The organism is Microbacterium sp. (genome assembly GCF_040394595.1).
In the GTDB taxonomy this organism is placed as follows: domain Bacteria; phylum Actinomycetota; class Actinomycetes; order Actinomycetales; family Microbacteriaceae; genus Microbacterium.
In genome coordinates, this window is sequence record NZ_JBEBSA010000003.1 from 127,576 (window position 1) to 153,274 (window position 25,699).

Sequence of the window (25,699 nt, forward strand, 5' to 3'; positions counted from 1 at the left end):
GGTTAGTGAACCCTAACCAAGATCTGCGAGCGCGGCCAGGGGGTGGTCAGATCGCGACCGACTCGAGCAGCCGCAGGCTCCCCGGTTCGGCCGAGAAGCGGATGACCTCGCCATTGCGCAGCACGTCGCCGTCACGGGGGATCGTGCCGCCGGAGGCGTGCAGCAGGAGGGCGCGCATCACCCCGCCGTGGCTGACGACGACGATCGATTCCGCGCGCGGCGTGCTGCGCCGCCGGGACGCGCGAACGATCGTCTCGAGCTCGTCGAGGGCGCGGTCACGCACCTGTTCGAGCGTCTCCGCCCCGGGAACCGCGGCGTGCCAGTCGCCGAAGCGCTCCAGGTACTCGCTCACGAGGAGCCCCTCGCCCTCGCCGAACTCGCGCTCCCGGAGGCCGGGGGCCAGCTCGGGTTCGCTCAGGCCGAGCTCCGCCGCGATGATCCGCGCGGTCTCGTGCGCACGGAGCAGCGGGCTCGCGTAGATCGCATCGTGGGTGCCGCCCGCGAGGATCGAGGCCGCGCCCCGGGCATCTGCGCGCCCCGTGTCGTTGAGGGGGACGTCGGTGGCGCCCTGGATGCGGCGCTCGAGGTTCCAGTCGGTCTGGCCGTGGCGGACGAGGGTGAGAAGGGTCACTCCTCGAGCCTACGGCGTGCCGCCGACATCCCTATGCGGCGAGCCGTTCCGCGAGTTCCGTGAGTACCTCGGAGGTGCCGCCTGGGACGACGGCGTCGGCCCAGGAGTCCGCCCGGGTCGGCTCGTGGTTGACCAGCACGATCGGGATGCCCCGTCGCCGGGCCCTCTCGATCACGCGGACGCCGGAGTTGACCGCGAGCGAGGTCCCGGCGACGAGCAGCGCGTCCGATGCCTGCAGCAACGACTCCGACGCACGGAAGCGGTCGCGGGGGACGTATTCGCCGAAGAACACCACGTCCGGCTTGAGCATCCCGCCGCAGACCGTGCACGGCGGGATCACGAACCCCTCCGTGCTCTCCGGGGCGACGTCGCCGTCGGGGTTCAGCACGACGCTCTCCGGGGTGGTGATCCAGGGGTTGAGCTCCTCGATGCGTCCGGACACCTCGCGCCGGTCGAAGACCTGACGGCAGTCGAGGCAGACGACCCTGCGCATCGTGCCGTGGATCTCGACGACCCGCGCCGATCCGGCTCCCAGATGCAGGCCGTCGACGTTCTGCGTCACCACTCCCGTCACCACGCCGGCCCGCTCCATGTGCGCGAGCGCGAGGTGACCGCGGTTGGGCTCCGTCGAGGTGAACGCGCGCCAGCCGAGGTGGCCTCCCACCCAGTACCGTCGCCGCGCGGCCTCGTCGCCCAGGTACATCTGGATGGTCATGGGGTTGGCCCGCGTGCGGGCCCCCGCACCGCGGTAGGCGGGGATGCCGGAATCCGTCGAGATGCCCGCTCCGGTGAGCACGGCGACCGTGCGCCCGCGCAGCGCCTCGACGGCGTCGTCGATCCGTTCCGAGACGAGCGGGGGCGTGTCCACGGAGGCGAGTCTATGCCGTCCGCGGGCGAGCGGCGCGGCCTGACAGAGTGGGTTCATGCAGTTGGTTCCCCTCGACGACCCCGACGACCCCCGACTCGACGACTTCCGTGCTCTGACCGACACCGCGCTGCGTCGCGTGAGCGAGCCGGAGGGCGGCCTGTACATCGCGGAGTCGGCCACGGTGATCGAACGGGCGCTGGGGGCGGGGCATCGTCCCCGTGCGGTGCTCACGCAGCGGAAGTGGGTGCCTCGGCTCGAGGGGCTCCTCGCCGATGCGGAGGTCCCGGTGTACGTCGTCCCGGACGAGATCGCCGAGGCTGTGACCGGATACCCGGTGCACCGCGGCGCCCTCGCGTCGATGCACCGGCCCGCTCCCCGGACGGTCTCCGAGATCGTGCGCGGCCGCAGGAGGGTCGCGGTTCTGGAAGACCTCGTCGACCATGCGAACGTCGGGAGCGCGTTCCGGTCGGCCGCCGCGCTGGGGGTGGACGCGGTGCTGGTGACGCCGGGGTGTGCGGACCCGCTGTATCGCCGCAGCGTGCGCGTCTCGATGGGCACGGTGTTCCAGGTGCCGTGGACCCGGATCGCCGCGTGGCCCGACGACATGGCCCTGCTCCGGGAGGAGGGGTTCGTCGTGGCGGGCATGACGCTGGCACAAGGGGCGATCTCCCTCGACGAACTCGTGGCCGAGCGTCAGGAGAGGCTCGCTCTCGTGTTCGGCACGGAAGGGCACGGGATCGCCTCGGATACCGACCGGATGCTCGATCGTCGTGTGACGATCCCGATGGCGGGCGGGGTCGACTCGTTGAACGTCGCCGCCGCGTCCGCCGTGGCCTTCTACGCGACGCGCTGATCCGGGGAGAGCGGAAGAACCCGGTTCACGAGGCTCACGACGAAGGCGCCCGGCTCCTCCAGCATGCAGAGGTGCGCCGAGTGCTCGAACCACACGGCGTCCTTCGAGGGCGCGGTCACCCGTTCGAGCCAGCGCTCCACCGGCGCGGTCGGGGTGGTGTGGTCGTGACGTCCGAGGAACTGGACCAGGGGGACCTCGAACGCCGTCCGATCCCGCGCGTCGAAGCCGACGAGCGCCGGGATCACGGCGGGGCCCGTGAGAGCCTGCCCGTCGCCGATCCGTTCGAGGTCCTCGTCCGTGTAGTACGGGGAGAGCTCGGCGGCGCCGAAGAAATACCCCGATTCGGAGCGGTGCGCCGAGAGCCCGCCGTAGTGCTGCGCCCAGCGGCGGCAGACGACGATGCGCTCCATCGTGAGGGGCGCATCGCCGGGGTACTCGCCGAGAGCGCGCAGCTCGTCGAGCGCGGCGGCGTTCCCGTCCGCCTCGGCGCTGCGCCAGGCATGGGCGAACGCCTCCCGCTCGTTCTCCTCCCCGGAGACGACCTGGCCGACGCCGACGTAGGCCCACAGCAGGTCCGGGCGGCGGTGCGCGGTGAGGAGAGCGATGATCGATCCCCAGCTGTGGCCGAGGAGGGCGACCCGGTCGACGCCGAGCTCGCTCCGCACCCAGGAGATCAGCTCGACGAGGTCGTCGACGTAGCGGTCGACGTCGAGATCGATGTCCGTGTCGGACGCGTCGAAAGACCGGCCGGCCCCGCGCTGGTCGTAGTTCACGACGGTGAAGTAGTCCTCGACACCGCGCTGCCAGACCCATGACGACGGCAGCGACGGCATCGCCGGTCCTCCGTGGCACACGATGAGCACCGGGTTCCGTCGGTCCCGCCCGCGGACCGACACGAACTGCCCGACGCCGCCCAGCACGACACGCGCTGTACGGTCCACGCCCTCGGGGTTGGGGATGCGGCACAGGTCCGCGACGACCTCCCTGCCGGAGTCCTCACCCATGCCGGGTCCTCAGCGTTCCTCGGGAAGGAGGACCGGCGCGGGTTCCGGGCGCTTCGCCTCGACGTGGTCTCCGGAGGACTGGTGACGCAGACGGCGGAGCACCCAGGGCACCAGATGCTCGCGCGCCCAGCCGATGTCCTCGGCGGCGGCCTCCCGCCAGGAGCGGATCGGCACCGGATCGGGCTGCATGGCCTGGAGGTCGTTCGGCACGTTCAGCGCCCGGAGCACCATCCGGGCGACCTCGTGGTGACCGAGGGCGTTGTAGTGCAGGCGGTCGTCGTCGAAGAAGCGCGGGTCCTGCACGACCTTGAGCGCCCACTGGTCGGCGACGATGCAGTCATGGCGCTCGGCGATCGCGCGCACGTTCTCGTTGTAGATCGCGACCTTGCCGCGGAAGGGGCGGAAGACGGGCGTGAAGCCCGTGTCGATGCCCGTGAACAGCACGACGGCGGCACCCGTGGACGACAGTCGCGCGACCGCGTCCTCGAGCTGGTTGGCGATGTCGTCGGGATCGGTGCCGGGGCGGATGACGTCGTTGCCGCCCGCGCAGATCGAGACGAGGTCGGGGTTGAGCGCGACGGCCGGCTCGATCTGATCCGCGATGATCTGGGCGATGAGCTTGCCCCGCACCGCGAGGTTGGCGTAGGCGAAGTCCTCGCTCTGCGCCGCGAGCACCTCGGCCACCCTGTCGGCCCAGCCGCGGTGCCCTCCCGCGGACGCGGGATCGGGGTCGCCGATGCCCTCGGTGAACGAGTCGCCGACCGCGACGAAGCGGTGCCAGGGGTGCGGTCCGTCGTTGTGGACGAACGGCGTGCGGGTCGACTCCTGATCGGTCATCGGGCTCTCCTTCGCGGCGACGCCGGCGGACGGCGGACGTGCCGCATGCGAGCCTACTCGCTGCGCGGGGGATGTCGGCGGGCTCGACTATCGTGGAGGCGATGCTCTCACCGTCCTTCCCCCAGCGCGCCCCGTGGGGAACGGCGGACAAGCTCCGCGCCTGGCAGCGGGAGGCCCTCGACGAGTACTTCCGCGCCGACAGACGCGACTTCCTGGTCGCCGCGACCCCGGGCGCCGGAAAGACGACCTTCGCGCTCACGCTCGCGGTCGAGCTGCTGCGGATCGGGGAGATCGACCGCGTCATCGTGGTCGCCCCGACGGAGCATCTCAAGACGCAGTGGGCGGATGCCGCGGCGCGGGTGCACATCCGCCTCGATCCGCGATTCCGCAACAGCGACTGGGCCCCGGCCCGACAGTACCACGGCGTCGTCGTCACCTATGCGCAGGTCGCCGCCAAGTCGTCGGTGCACCGCCACCTCACGGAGGGCGCGAAGACGCTCGTGATCCTCGACGAGGTGCACCACGGCGGCGACGCGCTGAGCTGGGGGGACGCGATCCGCGACGCCTACGGACCCGCCCGGCGCCGGCTGCTGCTGTCGGGCACGCCGTTCCGCAGCGACACGGCGCCGATCCCGTTCGTCGAGTACCACCCCGACGAGTCGGGTGCGCGGGTGTCGAGCACCGACTACCGCTACGGCTACGGACGAGCGCTCGCCGATGGCGTCGTGCGTCCCGTGCTGTTCCATATGTACTCGGGGAAGATGACCTGGCGCACCAGCGCCGGCGACGAGCTCGAGGCCCATCTCGGGCAGGACAACACCAAGGACATCACCTCCCAGGCCTGGCGCACCGCGCTCGACCCGGAGGGCGCCTGGATGCCGGCCGTGCTGTCGGCCGCCGATCGGCGCCTCACGGAGATCCGTCATCACGTCCCCGACGCCGGAGGGCTGGTCATCGCCACCGACCAGACGGCAGCGCGCGCATACGCCGTGCTGCTGCGCGAGCTCACCGGTGAGCGTCCGACCGTCGTGCTCTCGGACGAGAGCGAAGCGTCGAGCCGCATCGAGCAGTTCAGTGCGAACACCTCGCGCTGGATGGTCGCGGTGCGCATGGTGTCGGAGGGCGTCGACGTGCCGCGGCTCGCGGTGGGGGTCTACGCCACGTCCTCGTCGACCCCGCTGTTCTTCGCGCAGGCGATCGGGCGCTTCGTGCGGGCGCGGCGCCGCGGCGAGGCGGCGAGCGTGTTCCTGCCCAACGTCCCCGTGCTGATGACCCTCGCCAACGAGATGGAACGGCAGCGCGATCACGCACTCGACCGCCGGGACAAGGACGACGACGGACTCGAGGACTCGCTGCTGGAGAGCGCGAACCGCGAGGACGACGCCTCGGACGCGCTCACCCAGGAGTTCAGCTATCAGGCGATCTCCTCGATCGCCCACTTCGACCGGGTGGTCTTCGAGGGGAAGGACTTCGGGCAGCTCGCCGAGCCCGGCACCCCCGAAGAGGAGGAGTTCATCGGGCTCCCCGGGCTCCTGGAGCCCGAGCACGTGCACGAGCTGCTGATGCAGCGGCAGGCCAGGCAGTCGCGCCTCCGTGAGGCGAGGGAGGCCTCCGCCGGGCCGGGGACGACCACGACCCTCCCCGAGCCGCTGCACCGCACGCTGCGGGAACAGCGGCAGCTGCTCAACAGCCTGGTCGGGCTGTATGCGCGTCAGAGCGGCGAACCGCATGGCGCTGTGCACGCCGAGCTGCGTCGGGTGTGCGGCGGCCCGGCCGTCGCACAGGCGTCGGTCTCCCAGCTGCAGGCGCGGATCGAGGTGCTCCGGAAGCGCGTCCGGTCCTGATTCCCGCCCGCGCCGTTCGGCGCTCCGAAATGCTCTGAATCCGCGGATTCCTGCGGGTCCATGCGCTTCCCGTCGATAGCGTTGAGTGTTCGCCATCGACCCGGAGGTCCTCATGTCCGCGCCCGTCGCCCCGCCCACCGACGCCGATCGGAGACGCTGGGCCCGCTATCTGGTCGAGGAGCGCGCCGAGGGTGCGGTGTACCAGCGGCTGGCCGATCGCCGCAGCGGTGAGGAACGCGAGATCCTGCTCTCCCTCGCCGATGCCGAGCGCCGCCACGAGCAGCACTGGCTGGATCTCCTCGGGGAGGAGCCGCCCCGTCTCCCGCGCGCCGGGATGCGATCCCGCATGCTGGGGTGGATGGCCGGTCGCTTCGGGTCGATCTTCGTGCTCGCGCTGGCGCAGTCCGCCGAGGCCCGTTCCCCCTACGACGAGGAGCAGTACGCGACGCCGGCGATGAGAGCCGACGAGAAGGTGCACTACGAGGTGGTGCGCGGTCTCGCCGCCCGCGGGCGGCGTCGGCTGTCCGGATCCTTCCGCGCGGCGGTCTTCGGGGCGAACGACGGTCTGGTCTCGAACCTCGCCCTGGTGCTCGGCATCGGTGCCACGGGGGTGAGCTCGAGCTTCGTCCTCTTCAGCGGCGTCGCGGGTCTCCTCGCGGGAGCCCTGTCGATGGGCGCCGGGGAGTTCGTGTCCGTCCGCTCCCAGCGGGAGCTGCTGGCGGCGACCCAGGCGAACGACGACGCGGACGCCACCGCCGCCGACCTCGACATCGACGAGAACGAGCTCGCCCTGGTCTACCGGGCCCGAGGCGTGGGAGAGGAAGAGGCGCTCGCACGGGCCCGGCGCGTGGTCGCCGCCGCGCAGGCGGGATCCCGTCGTGCAGCGACCGGCCCGATCGGCACGCTCGGCGGGGATCACGAGATCGTCGGCAACGACTGGACGGCGGCGATCTCCAGCTTCCTGCTGTTCGCCTCCGGCGCCATCATCCCGGTGCTCCCGTGGATCTTCGGGCTCAGCGGCACGACGGCCGTCGTGATGGCCCTCGTGCTCGTCGGCGCGGCCCTGCTCAGCACGGGGGCGATGGTCGGCATCCTCTCCGGCGGCCCGCCCCTGCGGCGGGCCGTGCGCCAGCTGCTCATCGGCTTCGGCGCCGCGGCGATCACCTACGTGCTCGGCCTGCTGTTCGGGGTCGGCGCGGTCTGAGCGTCCGTGCCGTGCGGCTGCGTAGGCTGGGCGCATGCGCAACGTCCCGATCGACGCGCTGGATCACCTCCCCGTCGACGTGCTCCCGGTCGGCACCGGATATCCGCCCGATCACCTGCTCGCGCGGCACGAGCATCGTCGGGCTCAGCTGCTCTACGGGGCGAGCGGTGTGATGCAGGTCGTGACGGACGAGGGTTCGTGGACGGTCCCCGCGGACCGGGCCGTGCTGATCCCGCCGCGCACCGGGCACGAGGTGCTGATGCAGGACGTCACCACCTGGAGCCTGTACATCGAGCCGGATGCGGTGCCCTGGTGGCCGGGAGCGTGCACGGTGGTCGAGGTGGGCTCCCTGCTGCGGGAGCTGCTGCGCGAGGCGAACAGCTTCGAGGCGGACTACGATCCGGCGGGGCGGGACGGCGCGGTGATCCGATTGATCCTGCACGAGCTGCAGTATGTCGCTCCGGCGCCCTTCTCCATCTCGCTCCCGCGGGAGGAGCCCTTCCGCTCGCTCTGCCGTGCCTATCTCGCAGCGCCCGATGCCGGGGTGACGAACACGGCGTGGGCGCAGCGGGTGCCGATGAGCACGCGGAGCTTCGAGCGGCGATTCCACGAGCTCACAGGGCTGTCCCCGGCGACGTGGAGATCCCGGGCGCGGCTCCTCGCCAGCCTGCGGTACCTGCCCGGGGCGAGCGTCACGGAGGTCGCCGCACGTCTCGGGTACGCCTCTCCGGCCGGGTTCAGTGCGGCCTTCTCGCGCGCCTTCGGAGGGCCACCCTCGCGGTTCTCCTGATCAGAGGTGGCGCACTCTCGAAAGAAGACGTCGCTCCAGCGATTGTCCGCCACGCCCGCCCGCGATGGGATGGAAGGGTGCTTCTCCTCCTCCTGCTCGTCCTCGTCGGTATGGCCGTGGGCGCGACGACCGTGCTCTTCGGCTTCGGTGGCGGTTTCGTGACCGTTCCCGTGATCGCCGTCGCCGACATCGCTCTCGGCGGTGACGCGATCCGGGTGGCGACGGCCACCTCCGCGCTGGTCATGCTCGTCAACGCGATCGTCGCCACCGTGTCGCTTCCCCGCGGGATGCTCCGCCGGCTGCGCGGGCGCGCTCTGCTGTTCGTCCTGCTCGGGGTCGGGGGCGCGGTCGGGGCAGCGGCGGCACGCCTGGCGCCCGACGAGCTGCTGCGCTGGGGGTTCGTGGCCTACATCGGGGTCACGATCCTCGACCTCCTGCTGCGGCCCGGCTTCTTCCTGCCCGTCGAGTCCGGGCCGGATACGGAACGGGGATCCGCGGTCCCGGACGTGCTCGGCGCCCCCATCGGCGCGGTCGCGGCCTTCCTCGGAGTCGGCGGCAGCGTGATGACGGTTCCGCTGATGCGTCGTGCGGGCGCCGCGATGCCGGTCGCCGCCGGCCTCGCGAACCCGCTCACCCTCGCGATCGTCGCGCCCGCCCTCATCGTCTCGCTGCTGTTCCGTGGCGAGATGCCGGCGTCGGCGGGCCTGGTGGGATCGGTGGACGTGGTGTCCGCGGCCGCGCTGCTCATCGGCTCCATCCCGGTCGTGCTCCTGCTGCGTCGGTGCCCGCCGAGGATCCCTGCGCAGGTGCACGCCTGGACCTATGTCGGCCTGCTCGTCGCGGCGGGCGCCACCGTGGCGGTCGTCCGCTGACCGGATGGCCTTGGATCAATACTCAGTCTCAGCTAACATGACTCCGAGTCTCATCAATTCCCCCACGAGGAGGCGGCATGGCTGCTGCAGACGGTTACGTTCCCCCGGTCGAGGACTATGCGTTCCTGTTCGGAGAGCTCTTCGGCGAAGACGTCGTGGCTCGCTCCACGGGCGGTGAGATGTCGGCGGAGGATGCCTCGGAGATCATCGCGGGCGCCGGCGAGTTCGCCGCGTCCGTGCTCGCACCCCTGTCGGTCGTGGGCGACCGCGAGGGTGCCGCCCTCGTCGACGGCCAGGTTCATCTGCCCGAAGGGTTCGCCGATGCGTACCGGGCCTTCGTCGAGGCCGGATGGATCTCCGCCGAGGCGCCGGTCTCCGCCGGCGGCGACGGGCTCCCCGGCTCGATCCGGGCCGGGCTCGGCGAGATCTGGAACTGCTCGAACGCCGCCTTCGCGCTCTGCTGGCTGCTGACGGCAGGGCAGATCCACGCGCTGGACGCGGCGGCCTCGGACGAACTGCGCGAGATCTATCTCAAGCGCCTCGTGTCGGGGGAGTGGACCGGCACCATGAACCTCACCGAGCCCGATGCGGGCACAGACCTCGGCGCGATCCGCACCGTTGCGACGCCGCGCGAAGACGGCAGCTGGGGTGTGCGCGGGCAGAAGATCTTCATCACCTGGGGTGACCACGACATCGCGGAGAACATCGTCCATCTGGTCCTCGCCCGCACTCCCGATGCACCGGCCGGGGCCAAGGGCCTCTCGCTCTTCGTGGTGCCGAAGTTCCTCGTCGACGCGGACGGGGTGCCGGGGGAGCGGAACGCCGTGGAGACGGTCGCCATCGAGCATAAGCTCGGAATCCACGGCAGCCCGACGTGCGCACTCTCCTACGAGGACGCCACGGGGTACCTGGTGGGCGAGCTCCACGGCGGTCTCGCCGGGATGTTCGTGATGATGAACTCCGCTCGCATCGGCATGGGGTTCCAGGCCACGGGTATCGCCGACCGTGCACATCAGCAGGCAGCCGCCTACGCCGCCGAGCGGCGTCAGGGCGCCGTGCTCGACCGTCCGGTGGGCGCGCCGATCGCCGAGCATCCCGACGTCCGTCGCCTGCTCCTCTCGATGTCCACCAGGATCTTCGCGATGCGAGCGCTCGGCGTCTACGTCGGCGATCTCTTCGATCGTGCGGAGTCCGACGGGACCGGCGCCCTCGCGGAGTTCTTCGTCCCGATCCTCAAGGGGTGGGCCACCGAGGAGGCGCAGCCGATCGCCGGGGACGGGATCCAGGTGCACGGCGGGATGGGCTTCATCGAGGAGACCGGCGCGGCGCAGCACTACCGAGATGCCCGGATCATGACCATCTACGAGGGCACCACGGCCATCCAGGCGAACGACCTGATCGGCCGCAAGGTGCTGCGCAACGGCGGGGAGACCGCCGAGGAGCTGTTCGGGCTCATCGGGCAGACCGCCGACCGGCTGCAGGCCACGGGGGACGACCTCGCGACCCGTACCGGCACCCGGCTGGCACGCGCGGTCGAGAGCGCACGCCGTGCGACCGCCGATCTCCTCGCGTTCGCCGGCTCTCCCCGCGACGCCTACGCCGTCGGCGTTCCCTATCTGATGATGCTCGGAGCCCTCTCCGGCGGGTGGATGCACGGCCTCGCCGTGGCTGCGGTGCTCGCCCACGACGAGGCCTCCGAGGCCGACGCCGCGCGACTCACCGCCGCGGACTTCTACGGCGCGCATCACCTCTCGCAGGTGCACGCCTACGCCGAGACCGTCTCGGCCGGCGAGATCGCCTGAGACACGTCGGAGAAGGGGCGGCGGCGATCCGTCCCGCTCCTTCTCGCGCATCGGGCACGAGGCTCACTCGGCGGGCACGAGCACGTCCCAGGCGCGGCGGAGTGCCCTGGCGCTCTCGCCGAGGGCGTCATCCGCGAGAAGGGCCGGCCCGTCGGAGATGTCCACGTTGCGCAGCGGGTCGTCTCCGGCGTGCTGTGGGAAGACGTGGCAGTGCAGGTGCGGCATGCGATGCCCCATGACGAGATAGTCGACCTTGCGCGGCGCGAAGACCTCGTCGATCGCCCGCCCGGCGCGCTGGACGTCCGCCCAGAACGCGGCGAGCGTCGCGGGGGAGAGGTTCGCCATGTCGGTGACGTGCGAGCGCAGCACGACCAGGCAGTATCCGGGGTGGGCCTGATTGCGGGAGAGCCGTACGTGGGACGTCGTGGTCGAGGTCACGAGGATGCTGTGCGGGTTCTCCGCGAGATGCGCGTCCGCGCACATGCCGCAGCCCTCGGATGCGGTGAGCGCGGCCCATTCCTCCGCCGACCACCACATGGCGTCAGAGCCCCAGGACGTGGAGGCTCATCACGACCGGCGCCCCGCGCGCATGCGCGTCGGTCGCGGACGTGGAACATCCTCGCTGGTCAGCGGGCGGAGGCTGAGGGTCATGCCCACAACCTAGCCGCGAGTGCCCTCCGCTGACCGGCAGGCCTCCGCGGGCCTGAGAACCTCGTGCCGTTCTCTCAGGAACGAGCCATAGGGTGCGAGCACCGGCGGGGAGGCGCAGAATGAGATCGAAGTCAGTGTTGTCGGCAGGTCTGGTGCCGGCGGTCGGGATGATCGCGGTGCTCGGGCTCTCCGCATGCTCCTCCGGTGGTCCGACGGCGGGACAGCGTGCCACGGCGCCGACAGCCTCCTCCGCGGCCGCGGACGCCACCTGTGTTCGTGTCGACGCCGATTCCGGCCGTCCGTTCTGGGTGGGCGAGCCCTCGGCGGAGCTGTCCGCCGCGGCGCAGGAGCTTCAGGGGCTGGTCGACGCCCATGCCGAAGCGCTGCGAGGCGTCAGCTTCTGCTCGCACTACGAGGGGGTCGTGGTCTTCGCCTCGTCCGACGCTCCCGCCGGTGTTCTCGCCGCCGTCGACGAGGCCGCGGGCAGGCATCCCTTGGCGACGGTCTCGGTCGAACGGCACGGCCTCGCGATCGCCGACCTCAAAGCCGCAGCGGCCTCCCTCGCGACGCGACTGCAGGGCGAGGAGGGGATCGTCAGCATCGGCCCCGACATCGAGGCCGGCGACATCGACGTGGGCATCGACGAAAGCCGCATCACGGCGCAGCAGGCCCGGCAGGCGGTGGCCTCGATCGTGTCGCAGACCGGGTTCCCGTCCCCGCAGGTTCCCATCCACTTCTTCGACGAGAGCGGTGTCGCCACGAACTCGGCCTCCGCACTGGCAGTGTCTCGCTGAGGTGTTCGTCGTCTGAGGCGGAGAAGCCTGTCCGCCGACGACGAAGGCCCCGGATCTTGCGATCCGAGGCCTTCGTCGTTCTGTGCGCGAGGGGGGACTTGAACCCCCACGCCCTATTCGGGCACTAGCACCTCAAGCTAGCGCGTCTACCTATTCCGCCACCCGCGCAAGGTGGGTTTTCGGCTGTTTCCAACCGAAGATCGAGATTAGCACGTTCCGGGGAGTTCATCTAACCGGGATGCGGCCCGGGCGCGCCGCCGGTCTTCGATAGCCTGGTCCCATGTCCGAGACCGCACTGCCCGAAGTCGTCGAGATCGCCCGCGACCTGATCAGGATCGACACCTCGAACTGGGGCGGCGGGAATGCCCGCGGAGAGCGCGAAGCGGCCGAGTACGTCGGCGCGCGCCTCGAGGGGCTCGGTCTCACGCCCGAGTACTACGAGCCGATCCCGAGGCGCACCAACGTGATGGCCCGTGTGCCGGGCAGGGACCGCAGCAGGCCCGCCCTGGTCGTGCACGGGCACCTCGACGTCGTGCCGGCCGTCGCGGAGGACTGGAGCGTCGATCCCTTCGCCGGCGAGGTGCGCGACGGCATGCTGTGGGGGCGCGGCGCGGTGGACATGAAGAACATGGACGCGATGATCCTCTCGTCGGTCGGCGAGATGCTCCGCGCGGGCGAGCAGCCGGAGCGGGACCTCGTCCTCGCCTTCTTCGCCGATGAGGAGAATGGGGGAGTTGAGGGCTCGGCCCTCGTCGTCAAGGACCGCCCGGACTGGTTCGCCGGCGCGACGGAGGCGATCAGCGAGGTCGGGGGATACTCGATCTCGGTCGACGACCGTCGCGCCTACCTCCTGCAGGTCGGTGAGAAGGCCCTGATCTGGATCAGGCTGGTCGCGCGTGGCCGTGCCGGTCACGGCAGCCGCCTCCACCCGGAGAACGCCCTCACCCGCCTCTCGGAGGCCGTCGCCGCGATCGGGCGCACCCGGTGGCCCATTCGACTCACTCCGACCACGGAGGCGCTCCTGGACGGCCTCGCGGCTCTCACCGGGCGCCGCGCCGACGATCCGGACACCCTCGCAGCGGCGGCCGGCCCTGCGGAGGCCTTCCTCGCCTCCACGTTCCGCACTACGGCGAACCCCACCGTGCTCCAGGCGGGGTACAAGCACAACGTGATCCCGGAGCGCGCCGAGGCGCTGATCGACGTACGGACGCTTCCCGGGACCGAGGACGACGTCCTGGCCGAGCTGCAGCGGATCGTGGGCGACGACATCGACATCGAGATCGTCGTCCGCGACATCGGCATGGAGACGCCGTTCCGCGGATCGCTGGTGGACGAGATGGTCGCCGCGCTGGGCAGGCACGATCCGGGCGTGCCGGTGATCCCGTACCTGCTGGGGGCGGGGACGGACAACAAGGCGCTCGCCTCGATCGGGATCACGGGCTACGGCTTCGCCCCGCTCCGTCTTCCCGCGGATCTCGACTTCACGGGGATGTTCCACGGAGTCGACGAGCGTGTGCCAGTAGAATCACTTGTCTTCGGTCAGCGCGTGCTGGCCGATCTGCTGCGCACCTGCTGAGGCTGCGCCTCCGCGAAGAAAGATCCGCATGCACCTGCTCGAAGCGCTCTTCCTCGGCCTGATCCAGGGCCTCACCGAGTTCCTTCCGATCTCCTCGAGCGCACATCTGCGCATCGTCGGATCGTTCCTGCCGTCCGGCACCGATCCGGGAGCCGCGTTCACCGCGATCACCCAGATCGGCACCGAGGCCGCCGTCGTGGTCTTCTTCTGGCGCGACATCGTCAAGATCGTCAAGCACTGGGCCCTCGCCCTCGTCGGGAAGCTGCCGCGCAACGACCCCGAGGCCCGCATGGGATGGCTGATCATCATCGGAAGCATCCCGATCGTGGTGCTCGGGCTGCTCTTCCAGAAGCAGATCGAGACCGTGCTGCGATCGCTGTGGATCGTCGCGATCATGCTGATCCTCTTCGGGATCCTGCTCGGCGTGGCCGACTACGTCGGAGCGAAGCGGCGGAAGCTGAACGAGATCACCTACCCGCACGGCGTCGCCTACGGCATCGCCCAGGCCCTCGCGCTCATCCCCGGGGTCTCGCGCTCCGGCGGCACGATCACGATGGGCCTGTTCCTCGGATACGAACGGGCGGCGGCGGCGCGCTACGCCTTCCTGCTCGCGATCCCCGCGGTCTTCGGCAGCGGCTTCTACCAGGTGTTCAAGAGCTGGGACGAGCCGAACCAGCACTTCTCGATGGGGGAGACCCTGGCCGCGACCGGCGTCGCGTTCGTCGTCGGCCTCGCCGTGATCGCGTTCTTCATGAACTGGATCTCGAAGCGCAGCTTCATGCCGTTCGTGGTCTACCGCATCCTGCTCGGCGGTGTGCTGATCGGACTGCTCGCGACCGGCGCGATCGCGGCCTGATCGCCGCGGTCCGCCCTGACGCTCAGCGCCCGGGCTTGTGGTCCGGCCCGTCTCCGCGGCGGCGGAGGTAGCGCTCGAACGCCTGGGCGATCGCGTCGCCGGAGGCCTCCGGCGAGTCCCATGTGTCCCTGGTGCGCTCGAGCTGCCGGATGTATTCGGTCATGTCCTCGTCCTCCGCCGCTGCGGCATCGATGGATGCCTCCCATGCGGCGGCTTCGGTGCGCAGGTGCTCGTGGGCGATGCCCATCGCGGTGAGCTCCTCCAACCGGTCGAGCAGTGCGAGCGTCGCCTTGGGTGAGGGGGAGGCGGACGCCACGTAGTGCGGGACGCTCGCCCAGAGGCTCGCCGTCGGGATGCCGCCCCGTTCGGCGAAGTGCTCGAGCACCGAGAGGATGCCGACGGGGCCCTCATAGCTCGAGCGCTCGAGCCCATGCGCCTCGCGGACCTGGTCGTTCTGGCTCGACGCGAAGATCGAGATCGGCCGGGTGTGCGGTACGTCGGAGAGCATCGCCCCGATGGTCACGAAGCCGGTGACGTCGTCGCGCAGGGCCACGTCGATGAACTCCCCGGCGAAGGCCTGCCAGCTGCGGGCGGGCTCCGATCCGGTGAGGAGCCAGATCTCCGTCTCGCCGGACCTTCGTGTCGGACGCCACAGCGTCGCGTCGGGCCAGGTCAGCTCACGCCGGCCCTCCGCGTCGAGGCGCGTGGTCGGGCGGGTGTACTGGTAGTCGAAGTAGAGCTCGGGGTCGACGGCGTGGACGGCCTCGTACTCACCGCTCTCGCGCAGGGCCGCGACGGCTCCTGTCGCGGCCTCGCCGGCGTCGTTCCAGCCGTCGAATGCGGCGACCACGATGCGTGAGCCGAGGATGTCCACTGTTCTCCTCCCGGAAGACGGTATCCCTCCAGGCTAGCTTCTGCTCGGGTGTCGGAGGGGACGCGTAACGTTCTCGGTATGGGTGAAGCGGACGCTGCCGCCGGAGTGCCGCCCGCGCAGATCCTGCTCGCCCGGGATCCCGGCGCGGGCTGGACGCTCGTGCACCTCGACGCGACCGGGGCGGAGACCCGGAGGGAGACGGCGTCCGAACCGGACGTCGCCGGGCGGGTCGCGTACTGGGAGCGTCTCTGCGCGCCGCGCTGGGTCGTCCGCTCGCTGCGGGAGATCTATCCGCCTCTCCTCGCCGAAGGCGTACGGCTGCGTCGCGCGCACGACCTGCTGCTCTGCCACGCGATCCTCCGCGATACGGCGCTCCTGCCCCGCCCTCTGACCGCGTCGTCCGCCTGGCGCCGCGTCGATCCGGTCGACCCCGCGCCGCAGGCTCTCTTCGAGCTCGGCTCGACCGGGGAGACCGCGCCCGCCGGAGCCGACCACCTCCTCGCGCAGTGGGGTGCGCAGCTCGAGGCGCTGTCCCGGGCGCCCGACGCACGGCTCGACCTGCTCTGCCGCGCGGAGTCCACCGGTGCGCTCGTGGCCGAGGAGATGACCGCCGCCGGTCTGCCGTGGGATCGCGCCGCGCACGAACGCATCCTCGAGGAGACCCTCGGTCCGAGACCCGTCGCCGGAGGGCGCCCGGTGCGGATGGCGGAGCTCGCGCAGCGGGTCGGCGATCTTCTGGGCGACCCGGAAGTGCCCATCGACAGCCCTCCGAGACTGCTCCGTGCGCTCCACCGCGCGGGCATCCTGGTGGAGTCCACGTCCCGGTGGGAGCTGGCCTCCGAGGAGCACCCGGCGATCGAACCGCTGCTCGCGTACAAGAAGCTCGCGCGGCTGCACACCGCGAACGGCTGGACCTGGCTGCGGGAATGGGTGCGCGAGGGGCGGTTCCGGCCGGTGTACCTCACCGGCGGTGTGGTGACCGGACGATGGGCGTCGTCCGGCGGCGGGGCGCTGCAGATCCCACGGGGGCTCCGCGCGGCGGTGCGGGCCGACGAGGGGTGGGTCTTCGTGCTCGCCGATGTCGCGCAGCTGGAACCGCGGGTGCTGGCGGCGATGTCGCAGGACCGCTCGATGGCCGATGCTGCGCAGGGTGCAGACCTCTACGAGGGCGTAGTCCGCTCCGGCGCCGTCGCGACCCGCGAAGAGGCGAAGTACGCGGTGCTCGGCGCGATGTACGGCTCGACGACGGGGGAGAGCGGACGCCTCGTGCCCCGGCTGCGGAAGGTGTTCCCCCGGGCGATGGCACTCGTCGACGACGCCGCGCGGATCGGCGAGGACGGCGGCGTGGTCTCCACACTGCTCGGGCGGTCGTCGCCGCTGCCGGATGCGGGATGGCGGGCCGCGCAGTCGCGAGCGAGCGATGTCGACGCCGGCGGGGCCGACGAGCGCCGCGCGCGGAGCAGGGCGCGCGATCGGGGACGCTTCACCCGGAACTTCGTCGTGCAGGGGACAGCCGCCGAATGGTCGCTCCTCTGGCTCGCCGAGATCCGCCATCGACTGTCGTCGTTTCCTGCGGCCGAGGTGCCCGTACGCGCGTCCGGGCCGGTGTTCGAGCGAGCCGCGCATCTGGCGTTCTTCCTGCACGACGAGGTGATCGTGCACTGTCCGCAGGAGCAGGCGGAGGAAGCGGCCGAGGCGGTGCGTGCGGCGGCGACGGCGGCGACGTCGCGGCTGTTCCCCGGCTTCGAGATCGAGGTCCCGCTGGATCTCCGCATCGCGGAGCATGCAGGCAAGGGGCCGTAGACTGAAGGGGTGAGCGGGTCGGCTGGACGGTCGCGTTGCGGGTGACCGCACCGAGGAACGTCCGGGCTCCGCAGAGCAGGGCGGTGGGTAACACCCACCCGGAGCAATCCGCGAGACAGTGCCACAGAGAGCAGACCGCCGGACTCCGGTCCGGTAAGGGTGAAAGGGTGGTGTAAGAGACCACCGGGGGTCATGGTGACATGATCCGCCAGGTAAACCTCGCCCGGAGCAAGGCCAGACAGAGGATGACGACGCTGCTCGCCGAGTCCTCGGGTAGGCCGCTGGAGCGGCACGGCAACGTGTCGCCGAGAGAGATGACCGTCGAAGGGGCGATGAGTCCCGGAACAGAACCCGGCGTACAGGCCGGCCCGCTCACACCGACAGCTCGGCGGTACCGACTGAGCCGCCGCTCGCAGTCGGTCTACGTGAAGTCGAGGCATGCACAGAGAGAAGGAGCGCCGCGCGCCGCGGCCACCGTGGCTGCTCCGCCTCGTCGGTGGGCTCCTTCTCGACGTCGGTCTCTGGCTCGGGGCCTACCTGTCGTTCCTCGTGTCGATCCTCTTGTCCGTTCTGACCGGAGATCCGCACGTACTGCTGTGGAAGGGCGTCGTGATGGTCGGACTATGGGGTCTCGTGACCGTCGGGACGTTGCGATTCGGTAAGCCGCTGCTGTTCAACATCACGCAGCGACTGGTCGCGCCCGGGCGGGACGGCTACCGCGAGTGGCTCAGCCTCTGGGAGTCAAGCACGCCTTTCCGATGGCTGTTCCGACGGTTGACGCTCGTGTGGGGAGCATGCTTCCTCGTCCTCGCGGCCATGCAGTCGGTCGTGATCATTCTGCTCCCGACGGAGGTGGCCGCTCCCTTGCAGTCGACGGTTTCACCGCTCGTGAACATCGCACTGGTCGGATGGACCGTCTGGTACTCGCAGAAGGCGGAGCGCAGCCTGGATCGCCCGTTGAAGGACGACGAAGCGCGGGCGGCAGCGGAAGGCGCCCAGCCCGCTGGCTGAGACTGCCGCCTGTCGGATTTGCCGGGATCGCCACGGGAGCCGCAGGGCGGCTAGGACCGTTCCGGGTGCGCGGTCCACAGACCGAACGACACCCCGGTCGGGTCGCGAAACGTCCCGAACCATCGGTCGTCGCCGCCCAGTGCGATCCGGTGGCGCTCGATGACCCCGCCCAGCGCGACCACGCGAACGAGCGCGGCCTCGAGGTCCTCGACCGCCAGATACAGCCGCGGACCCGCCGAGGGAGGGGCGTCCGACGCCGCGGACCGCTGGAGCCCCCCGATGCCACGGCCGTCGGCCTGGACGATCCAGTAGTCCGCTCCCAATTCCGTGTCCGCGAACGCCGGTTCGAAGGACCAGCCGGACAGGGCGGCGTGGAACCGCTGGAACCGTTCCGGGTCAGCCGTCTCGATCTCCCACCACACGATGCCGTCCACATGCCAATGCTACGGACCTCTGCCCGGCCGTACCGGTGGCGCCGGAGCCGGTGTTCCGTTCAGGACGCAGAAGAGAGCCCGCCGGTGTCGATCCGGCGGGTTCTCCTCTGGGCCGGGTCAGTCGGCTGCGAGAGAGGCGGCGCCGATGATGCCGGAGGAGTTGCGGTGCACGGCCGCGACGATCGGCGTGTTCAGCTCGAGCAGCGGGAGGAAGTTCTCCGGGTGCTTGGACACGCCGCCGCCCACGACGAACAGGTCGGGGCTGAACAGGAACTCGACGCGCGAGTAGAACACCTGCAGCCGCGCCGACCACTCCTCCCAGGAGAGGCTCTCGCGCTCCATCGCGGAGTATGCGGTCCAGCGCTCGATCGACTCTCCGTTGTGGTCGAGGTGGCCGAGCTCGGTGTTGGGGACCAGGGTGCCGTCGTAGAGGAACGCGGATCCGATGCCGGTGCCCAGCGTGGTGAGGATCGTCAGCCCCTGCGCGTCGCGCGCGGCGCCATGGCGCACCTCGGCGACACCGGCGGCGTCCGCGTCGTTGACGAAGGTGATGTTGCGGCCGAGGCCGTCCTCGAAGAACCGCTCCGCCTCGAACCCGATCCAGTCCTTCGAGATGTTCGCCGCGGAGAGCGTGCGGCCCCTCTTGACGATCGCCGGGAAGGCGACGCCGAGGGGGAGGGACGAGTCGGCGACGCCGAGGGTGTCGAGCACCTCACGCACCGTGGTGAGCACGTCGGCGGGCGAGGCGCCGGTCGGGGTGGGCACGCGGACGCGGTCGGAGTCGAGCGTCCCGTGGGTGAGGTCGACGATGCCTGCCTTGATGCCTGTGCCGCCGATGTCGACGCCGATCGCTTGTGCCATGGTTTTCACTTTAGCGGGGGCGCAGGGCGACGTTAGGATCGTGACAACGGCTCACGAAGGGACCGACGGATGTCCGACGAAGACAAGTACTGGTTCAACCTCTCGACCAACGAGGTCGAGTTCGGCAAGCTGTCGCCTGCGGTCGACCGCGTGGGGCCGTTCGACACGGCCGAAGAGGCGCAGAACGCCCCGGAGACGCTGAAGGAGCGCTCCCGGGCATGGGCGGACGAGGACGCCGCCGACGACTCGTGGGGCGCCGGGGACGACGCCTGAGATGGACAAGCAGCGCGACTTCGTCCTACGGACGATCGAGGAGCGGGGCGTCAAGTTCGTGCGCCTGTGGTTCACCGACGTCATCGGAACCCTCAAGTCGGTGGCGATCGCCCCGGCCGAGGTCGAAGGCGCGTTCGCGGAGGGGATCGGGTTCGACGGATCGGCGATCGAGGGGCTGACCCGCACCTTCGAGTCCGATCTGCTGGCGCAGCCCGACCCGACCACCTTCCAGACCCTGCCGTGGCGCGGGGAGATCGATCCGACGGCGCGGATGTTCTGCGACCTGACCACGCCGGACGGGCAGCCCGCGGTCTCCGACCCGCGGCACGTGCTCCGGCGCACGCTCGCCAAGGCGGCCGACGCCGGGTTCACGTTCTACACGCACCCGGAGATCGAGTTCTATCTGCTGAAGTCCTCCGCCCTCGGCGAGGACGGTCCGGTTCCGGTCGACTCGGCGGGGTACTTCGACAACGTCCCGGGCGGCACGGCTCATGACTTCCGTCGCCGGTCGGTCCGGATGCTGGAGGACCTCGGCATCTCGGTCGAGTTCAGCCATCACGAGGGCGGTCCCGGACAGAACGAGATCGATCTGCGCTACGCCGATGCGCTGACGACCGCGGACAACATCATGACCTTCCGTACCGTCATCAAGGAGGTGGCGATCGAGCAGGGCGTGTACGCGACCTTCATGCCGAAGCCCCTCAGCGATCACCCCGGCAGCGGCATGCACACGCACATGTCCCTGTTCGAGGGGGACGTCAACGCGTTCTACGAGGAGGGCGCGAAGTATCAGCTCTCCCGCACGGGCCGGCAGTTCATCGCGGGCCTGCTGCGCCACGCGAATGAGATCTCGGCGGTGACCAACCAGTTCGTGAACTCGTACAAGCGGCTCTGGAGCGGCGGCGAGGCCCCGAGCTTCGTCACCTGGGGGCACAACAACCGCTCGGCCCTGGTCCGCGTCCCGATGTACAAGCCGAACAAGGGGCAGTCCTCGCGCGTCGAGTATCGCGCGCTGGACTCCGCGGCGAACCCCTACCTCGCCTACGCGCTGATGCTCGCGGCGGGCCTCAAGGGCATCGAGGAGGAGTACGACCTGCCGGCGGAGGCCGAGGACGACGTCTGGTCGCTGAGCGACGCGGAACGACGCGCCCTGGGATACTCCGCCCTGCCGACGAGCCTGGACCATGCACTGGGCTTCATGGAGGACTCCGAGCTCGTCGCCGAGACGCTGGGGGAGCAGGTGTTCAACTACGTGCTGCTCAACAAGCGCAAGGAGTGGGAGGCCTATCGCGGCCAGGTGACCCCGTTCGAGTTGAAGAGCAACCTCGGGCTGCTCTGATCGCATGGCGCGCCTGCACGACGAGATCTCGCTGTCGGCGCTCGCCCGATGGGGCTTCGACGAGCTGGGAGCGGCGTCCGAAGCGCTCACGGAGCTCGGCGGACTGACCGGCGTCGGTCGCGCCGACGTCCTCGCCGGTGCGACCGCGGCCGACCCAGACGGCGCTCTGCGGTCGCTCCTGCACATCGCGCGGCGCGCTCCGGACGCGGTGGCGGCTCTCCTGGGCGACCCGGACGCGCGACGGCGCACATGGCGGCTCCTGGGGGCGTCCTCGGGGCTGGGCGACTTCCTGTTGCGGCACCCCGAGCATCTCGAGGTGCTGGCCGCGGAGCCGCTGTCGCTCCCCACGATCGACGTGCTCCGGGCCCGGATGGCGGCTGCGGTGCGCGGGGCGGCGGCGGACGAGCGCATCGCGGCATTGCGGGTCGCCTACCGTCGAGTGCTGTGCGAGATCGCGCTGACCGATCTCTCGTCGCCTGATCCCGTCGAGATCATCGACGGCGTGTGCGCGGCCCTCGCCGATGCCGCCGCCGCCGCGCTCGACGGGGCGCTGGAGGTCGCACGCGGTGCGCAGAGCATCGCCTTCTCTCCAGAGGAGGTCGCGGCCACGCGCCTGGCGATCATCGGGATGGGCAAGTCGGGCGCTCGGGAGCTGAACTACCTCAGTGACGTCGATGTGATCTTCGTCGCGGGGACGGCCGATGACGAGGTGGTCTCCGAGGCTCGGGCGGTGGACATCGCGACGCGGCTCGCGCGGGACACGATGGCGGCTCTCTCCGGGCTGGCCGTCGAGCCTGCGCTGTGGGAGGTCGACGCCGCGCTGCGACCGGAGGGCAAGCAGGGCGCCCTCGTGCGCACCCTCGCCTCGCACCTCGCCTACTACGACCGCTGGGCGAAGAGCTGGGAGTTCCAGGCGCTCCTGAAGGCGCGCGCCATGGCGGGCGACGGCGAGCTGGGACGTGCCTACATCGAGGCCGTGCAGCCGAAGATCTGGTCGAGCGCCGCGCGCGAGGACTTCGTCGACAGCGTGCAGCGGATGCGCGAGCGGGTCACGGAGCACATCGACCCCCAGGACGCGGCCTACCAGTTGAAGCTCGGAGAAGGCGGCCTCCGCGACATCGAGTTCACCGTGCAGCTCCTGCAGCTCGTCCACGGCCTCTCCGACGAGTCTCTGCGCGTGCGCGGGACCCTCGACGCGCTCGACGCCCTGGTCACCGGCGGCTACATCGGCAGGACGGATGCGAGTGCGTTCGCCCGCGACTACCGCATGCTGCGGCTGCTCGAGCACCGCCTGCAGCTCCGCGACCTGCAACGCACGCACCTGATGCCCCGCACCGGGGAGGGTCTGCGCGTGCTCGCCCGCGCGAGCGGCCTCGCCGAGACCGGCGACGGCATCTGGCAGCGATGGGACGCGATCCGTCGCGAGGTGCGCGAGATCCACGTGCGGCTCTTCTACCGTCCGCTCCTCAGCGCCGTCGCCGCGCTTCCCGAGGAGGAGCGTGCACTGACCACCGCGCAGGCGCATGATCGTCTCGCCGCCATCGGGTTCCGAGATCCCGCGGGGGCCCTGCGGCACATCGGCGCCCTCACCACGGGCCTCAGCCGCAAGGCCGTCGTGCAGCGCTCCCTGATGCCGATCATGGTGCGCTGGTTCGCCGACGGCAGCGATCCCGACTACGGTCTGATCGCGTTCCGGCGCATCAGCGAGCGCCTCGGCGATACGCCGTGGTTCCTTCGGATGCTGCGCGACTCCGCCGGAGCAGCGCAGCGGCTGACGAGGCTGCTGTCGTCCTCGCGGTACGTCGGCGAGCTGATGGAGTGGATCCCGGAGTCCGTGGCGTGGCTGGACAGCGAGGAGCAACTGCGGCCGCGCTCGTCGAAGGCGCTCGACGAGGAGGCGCGAGCGATCCAGACGCGGCACGCGACGATCGCGGATGCCGCGAAGGCCGTGCGGGCGCTGCGGCGTCGTGAACTGCTGCGCACCGCGATGGGGAGCGTCCTGGACGTGCTGACGATCGACGAGGTCGCGGGAGCGCTGACCGGGATCACCGAGGCGTCGCTGCAGGCCGCGCTCCGGGCGGTGCGCCGCGAAGTGGTCCCCGAGGAGGACGACTCCCTCGACTTCTCGATCATCGCGATGGGCCGCTTCGGCGGCGCGGAACTGGGCTTCGGCTCGGATGCCGACGTCCTCTTCGTCTACGACCCCGATGGCATCGACCCTCAGCGGGCGCAGAAGTTCTCGGAGCGGATCGTCGCCGGTCTCCGGGAGCAGCTCGCGGATCATCGGCTGCCGCTCGAGCTCGACGCCGATCTCAGGCCCGAGGGGCGCAACGGCCCGATCGTGCGCTCCTTCGACGCCTATGCGGAGTACTACCGGCGATGGTCGCTGTCGTGGGAGGCCCAGGCGCTGCTGCGGGCACGGGGGATCGCCGGGAGCGCCAAGCTCATCGGGCGCTTCACGGACCTCGCCGACGGCATCCGCTATCCGCAGGAGATCGGACTGCAGGAGCTGCGGGAGATCAAGAGGATCAAGGCGAGGGTCGAGGGGGAGCGGCTGCCGCAGGGCGTCGATCCGCGTCGGCATCTCAAGCTCGGCCCCGGCACGCTCAGCGACGTCGAGTGGATGGTCCAGCTGCTGCAGCTGCAGCACGCGCATCGGATCGAGGCGTTGCGCACGACCTCGACGCTGACGGCGCTGGAGGCGGCCGTCGAGGCGGGGTTGATGTCGGGGACGTCCGCCGAACGGCTGCGGGAGGCCTGGGTGCTCTCGAGCCGGTTGCGCTCCGCGATCACCCTGATGAGCGGCCAGACTACCGATGTGCTCCCGGCGGACCGGCAGCGGCTCGATGCCGTCGCACGGATCCTCGGTTTCCCCGACCGCTCGGCGGCGGCACTCGAGGAGCAGTTCCTGAGGACGACCCGACGGGCACGGAAGACGTTCGAGAAGCTGTTCTACGGATGAGAGGGATCGGACGATGGGCACGATGAACGGAATCCTCCGGGCGCAGCCGTCTCTGACGGGCACGACGCCGGTCTTCGACGTCGCCGCGGCTCCGGGCGATCCTCTCGCCCTGTTCCGGGTGTGGTTCGAGGAAGCGTGCGCGGCCGGGGTGCCGGAGCCCCACGCGATGACCCTCGCGACCGTCGATGCCGACGGGGTTCCGGATGCGCGGACCCTGATCCTCAAGGACGCCGACGAGCGCGGATGGGCGTTCGCGAGCGTCAGGTCATCGGTGAAGGGCACGCAGCTCGCCACGAACCCGGCGGCCGCCCTGAACCTGTGGTGGCAGCCGCAGGTCCGCGCTGTGCGCGTGCGGGGTGCGGTCGCGGAGGCGACGGCGGAGGAGTGCGCCGCCGACCTCGCCGCTCGCTCCCCGGCGGCGCGCGACGGCATCGATCCGGCGGACTGGGTGCTGTGGCGTCTCGTGCCCGAGAGGATCGAGTTCTGGCAGGGGGCGGAGGACCGCCGCCATCAGCGCCTCGTCTACACACGGGACGGCACCGGCTGGACGCGGTCGTCGACGCGCTAGCTCACGCCGACGCGCTCGGGTCGCGCGCGGGGGGCCAGACGACGAGCAGGAAGGCCGCGATGGGGCCGAAGACGAGCACGAGCAGGAACCAGGCCCACGCCGATCTGTTCCGTGTGCGCGCGTAGCCGCCCGCGAGGATCGCGACCGTCACCCAGAGGGCGCTCATCATGGATGCGACGTATTCGATCTGCATGCTCGGAGCCTAGAGGGTGCGCACCGGGTGTCTGGACAGGTGGTCCTTGTGTCCGCGATGCGCGCGGCAGCGGCCGGAGCGCCGACGTCGGTCGTGATACTGGATCTGGCGCGGCGACTGTGCCCCCGGTCGTCCGCGTCACCTCTCCTCCGGACACCCGGCACAAGGGGCCGGACGGCGGGAGAACGACGCGCTCGGCCGGTAGGCTGGGTGCCGAGGGGGAACTCATGGGCGATCCGACCGGCGCGTTGCGGCGCGCACCTCAGCCGCACGGTATCGAGGGCGTCGTCTGGCGGCTGTGGCCGTGGATGAGCTGGATCCTGCCGCTGTTCTTCGCCGCACACGGATTCCTCGGAACGGGCGGCGGCTGGACGACGATCTTCCTCGTCGTCGTCTCTCCGCTGCTCATCCCCGCGGCAGGCCTGCTCGGTGCGCTGCCGCGATTCCTGCTGCGTCGTCGTGGCCATACGACGACGCCGGCCCCGGTGGTCTGGCCGCTGCTCCTGCACTGGTGTGCGTGGATCGCGCTCACCCTCACGATGCCGGGGCGCGGCGATGGCGGATCGCTTCCGTCGCTCCTGCAGCAAGCGCTGGGCGTGCCGATGGCCTCATCGCTCGAGAGAGGGCTCTGCTACGCGTCGACGGGCGTCGCCGTGGTCTCCTGGGTCGTCGTGCTCGTCCTGGCGATCAGGCGCGGAGATGCGCGAGCGCCCGGAGGCGGGGTGCCCGTGTCATCCTCCTGATCGTGCAGAGAAACCCGCCCCGGCGAGATGCCGGGGCGGGTTTCTCTGCACGATCT

Annotated in this window: 25 protein-coding genes, 1 tRNA gene and 1 other RNA gene; 17 read left to right on the top strand and 10 right to left on the bottom strand. The window is 70.7% G+C overall.

Translation table 11 applies throughout. The annotated features are described in order from the left end of the window. Positions 1–46 precede the first annotated feature (46 nt). Both ABWO84_RS05785 and ABWO84_RS05790 read right to left on the bottom strand, forming a co-directional pair. Positions 47–631, bottom strand: a complete 585-nt coding sequence (locus ABWO84_RS05785) for a histidine phosphatase family protein (RefSeq protein ID WP_353113474.1) — start codon at positions 629–631, stop codon at positions 47–49. 31 nt (positions 632–662) lie between these two features. After that, complete coding sequence (locus ABWO84_RS05790; protein WP_502915391.1) at positions 663–1,556, bottom strand: Sir2 family NAD-dependent protein deacetylase; 894 nt, start codon at positions 1,554–1,556, stop codon at positions 663–665. On the opposite strand from ABWO84_RS05790, the gene ABWO84_RS05795 reads away from it, so the two are divergent. Next, a complete protein-coding gene (locus ABWO84_RS05795) occupies positions 1,555–2,352 on the top strand; it encodes a TrmH family RNA methyltransferase (protein ID WP_353113478.1) in 798 nt (265 codons plus the stop codon). The two genes, ABWO84_RS05790 and ABWO84_RS05795, sit on opposite strands and share 2 nt — an antisense overlap. Here the strand turns inward: ABWO84_RS05795 and ABWO84_RS05800 are convergent. Together ABWO84_RS05800 and ABWO84_RS05805 are read right to left on the bottom strand one after the other, a co-directional pair. After that, positions 2,337–3,356 (bottom strand): alpha/beta hydrolase, encoded by a 1,020-nt coding sequence (locus ABWO84_RS05800; RefSeq protein ID WP_353113480.1) that lies wholly within the window; start codon positions 3,354–3,356, stop codon positions 2,337–2,339. The two genes, ABWO84_RS05795 and ABWO84_RS05800, sit on opposite strands and share 16 nt — an antisense overlap. A 9-nt stretch (positions 3,357–3,365) precedes the next feature. Further along, positions 3,366–4,193, bottom strand: coding sequence for an SGNH/GDSL hydrolase family protein (locus ABWO84_RS05805; protein WP_353113482.1), 828 nt, complete (start codon positions 4,191–4,193; stop codon positions 3,366–3,368). Positions 4,194–4,294: 101 nt separating this feature from the next. Between ABWO84_RS05805 and ABWO84_RS05810 the strand changes: the two genes are divergently transcribed. The 5 genes from ABWO84_RS05810 (at position 4,295) to ABWO84_RS05830 (ending at position 10,705) form a co-directional block, all read left to right on the top strand. Then, on the top strand, positions 4,295–6,037 hold the full coding sequence (locus tag ABWO84_RS05810; protein ID WP_353113484.1) for a DEAD/DEAH box helicase: 1,743 nt from the start codon (positions 4,295–4,297) through the stop codon (positions 6,035–6,037). A gap of 112 nt (positions 6,038–6,149) precedes the next feature. Beyond that, positions 6,150–7,241 (top strand): VIT1/CCC1 transporter family protein, encoded by a 1,092-nt coding sequence (locus tag ABWO84_RS05815; RefSeq protein ID WP_353113486.1) that lies wholly within the window; start codon positions 6,150–6,152, stop codon positions 7,239–7,241. 34 nt (positions 7,242–7,275) lie between these two features. Then, a complete protein-coding gene (locus ABWO84_RS05820; protein ID WP_353113488.1) occupies positions 7,276–8,031 on the top strand; it encodes an AraC family transcriptional regulator in 756 nt (251 codons plus the stop codon). Between the two features lie 77 nt (positions 8,032–8,108). Further along, positions 8,109–8,903, top strand: coding sequence for a TSUP family transporter (locus ABWO84_RS05825; protein WP_353113490.1), 795 nt, complete (start codon positions 8,109–8,111; stop codon positions 8,901–8,903). A 77-nt stretch (positions 8,904–8,980) separates the two neighbouring features. Further along, a complete protein-coding gene (locus ABWO84_RS05830; protein WP_353113491.1) occupies positions 8,981–10,705 on the top strand; it encodes an acyl-CoA dehydrogenase family protein in 1,725 nt (574 codons plus the stop codon). Between the two features lie 63 nt (positions 10,706–10,768). Here ABWO84_RS05830 and ABWO84_RS05835 read toward each other — a convergent pair whose 3' ends face one another. Further along, on the bottom strand, positions 10,769–11,242 hold the full coding sequence (locus ABWO84_RS05835) for an HIT family protein (protein ID WP_353113493.1): 474 nt from the start codon (positions 11,240–11,242) through the stop codon (positions 10,769–10,771). 233 nt (positions 11,243–11,475) lie between these two features. On the opposite strand from ABWO84_RS05835, the gene ABWO84_RS05840 reads away from it, so the two are divergent. Next, complete coding sequence (locus ABWO84_RS05840; protein ID WP_353113495.1) at positions 11,476–12,150, top strand: hypothetical protein; 675 nt, start codon at positions 11,476–11,478, stop codon at positions 12,148–12,150. An 83-nt stretch (positions 12,151–12,233) separates the two neighbouring features. On the opposite strand, the gene ABWO84_RS05845 is transcribed toward ABWO84_RS05840, so the two are convergent. Next, positions 12,234–12,318: transfer RNA gene (locus ABWO84_RS05845), tRNA-Leu, on the bottom strand. Positions 12,319–12,430: 112 nt separating this feature from the next. Here ABWO84_RS05845 and ABWO84_RS05850 point away from each other — a divergent pair. Next, positions 12,431–13,726, top strand: coding sequence for a M20/M25/M40 family metallo-hydrolase (locus ABWO84_RS05850; protein WP_353113497.1), 1,296 nt, complete (start codon positions 12,431–12,433; stop codon positions 13,724–13,726). A 28-nt stretch (positions 13,727–13,754) separates the two neighbouring features. Next, entirely contained in the window at positions 13,755–14,582 is an 828-nt protein-coding gene (locus tag ABWO84_RS05855) for an undecaprenyl-diphosphate phosphatase (protein ID WP_353113499.1), read from the top strand. 22 nt (positions 14,583–14,604) lie between these two features. Here the strand turns inward: ABWO84_RS05855 and ABWO84_RS05860 are convergent, their stop codons facing one another. After that, on the bottom strand, positions 14,605–15,456 hold the full coding sequence (locus tag ABWO84_RS05860; protein WP_353113501.1) for a PAC2 family protein: 852 nt from the start codon (positions 15,454–15,456) through the stop codon (positions 14,605–14,607). A 78-nt stretch (positions 15,457–15,534) separates the two neighbouring features. Between ABWO84_RS05860 and ABWO84_RS05865 the strand changes: the two genes are divergently transcribed. From ABWO84_RS05865 to ABWO84_RS05875, 3 genes are all read left to right on the top strand, one after another. Continuing rightward, positions 15,535–17,259 carry a bifunctional 3'-5' exonuclease/DNA polymerase gene (locus ABWO84_RS05865; protein WP_353113502.1) on the top strand — a complete coding sequence of 575 codons (1,725 nt, stop codon included), beginning with the start codon at positions 15,535–15,537 and terminating at the stop codon, positions 17,257–17,259. Positions 17,260–17,273: 14 nt separating this feature from the next. Continuing rightward, positions 17,274–17,634, top strand: an RNA gene (gene rnpB / locus ABWO84_RS05870) — RNase P RNA component class A. 63 nt (positions 17,635–17,697) lie between these two features. Next, the gene (locus tag ABWO84_RS05875; protein ID WP_353113504.1) at positions 17,698–18,270 is read left to right on the top strand and encodes a VC0807 family protein; all 573 of its coding nucleotides are present in this window, start codon (positions 17,698–17,700) and stop codon (positions 18,268–18,270) included. A 50-nt stretch (positions 18,271–18,320) separates the two neighbouring features. Here ABWO84_RS05875 and ABWO84_RS05880 read toward each other — a convergent pair whose 3' ends face one another. After that, positions 18,321–18,704 carry a VOC family protein gene (locus tag ABWO84_RS05880; protein WP_353113506.1) on the bottom strand — a complete coding sequence of 128 codons (384 nt, stop codon included), beginning with the start codon at positions 18,702–18,704 and terminating at the stop codon, positions 18,321–18,323. A gap of 117 nt (positions 18,705–18,821) precedes the next feature. After that, positions 18,822–19,565 carry a polyphosphate--glucose phosphotransferase gene (gene ppgK / locus ABWO84_RS05885; RefSeq protein ID WP_353113508.1) on the bottom strand — a complete coding sequence of 248 codons (744 nt, stop codon included), beginning with the start codon at positions 19,563–19,565 and terminating at the stop codon, positions 18,822–18,824. A gap of 69 nt (positions 19,566–19,634) precedes the next feature. Here ppgK and ABWO84_RS05890 point away from each other — a divergent pair, with 69 nt between their 5' ends. Genes ABWO84_RS05890 through ABWO84_RS05905 form a run of 4 tightly spaced genes read left to right on the top strand, consistent with a single transcriptional unit; the run spans position 19,635 to position 24,707 of the window. Continuing rightward, complete coding sequence (locus tag ABWO84_RS05890; protein WP_353113510.1) at positions 19,635–19,838, top strand: SPOR domain-containing protein; 204 nt, start codon at positions 19,635–19,637, stop codon at positions 19,836–19,838. Between the two features lies 1 nt (position 19,839). Then, a complete protein-coding gene (locus tag ABWO84_RS05895) occupies positions 19,840–21,177 on the top strand; it encodes a glutamine synthetase family protein (protein WP_353113512.1) in 1,338 nt (445 codons plus the stop codon). A 4-nt stretch (positions 21,178–21,181) separates the two neighbouring features. Further along, positions 21,182–24,139, top strand: a complete 2,958-nt coding sequence (locus tag ABWO84_RS05900) for a bifunctional [glutamine synthetase] adenylyltransferase/[glutamine synthetase]-adenylyl-L-tyrosine phosphorylase (RefSeq protein ID WP_353113514.1) — start codon at positions 21,182–21,184, stop codon at positions 24,137–24,139. Positions 24,140–24,152: 13 nt separating this feature from the next. Then, complete coding sequence (locus tag ABWO84_RS05905; RefSeq protein WP_353113516.1) at positions 24,153–24,707, top strand: pyridoxine/pyridoxamine 5'-phosphate oxidase; 555 nt, start codon at positions 24,153–24,155, stop codon at positions 24,705–24,707. Position 24,708: 1 nt separating this feature from the next. On the opposite strand, the gene ABWO84_RS05910 is transcribed toward ABWO84_RS05905, so the two are convergent. Then, entirely contained in the window at positions 24,709–24,900 is a 192-nt protein-coding gene (locus ABWO84_RS05910) for a hypothetical protein (protein ID WP_353113518.1), read from the bottom strand. 227 nt (positions 24,901–25,127) lie between these two features. Between ABWO84_RS05910 and ABWO84_RS05915 the strand changes: the two genes are divergently transcribed. Further along, positions 25,128–25,643 (top strand): hypothetical protein, encoded by a 516-nt coding sequence (locus ABWO84_RS05915; protein WP_353113520.1) that lies wholly within the window; start codon positions 25,128–25,130, stop codon positions 25,641–25,643. Positions 25,644–25,699: the final 56 nt, after the last annotated feature.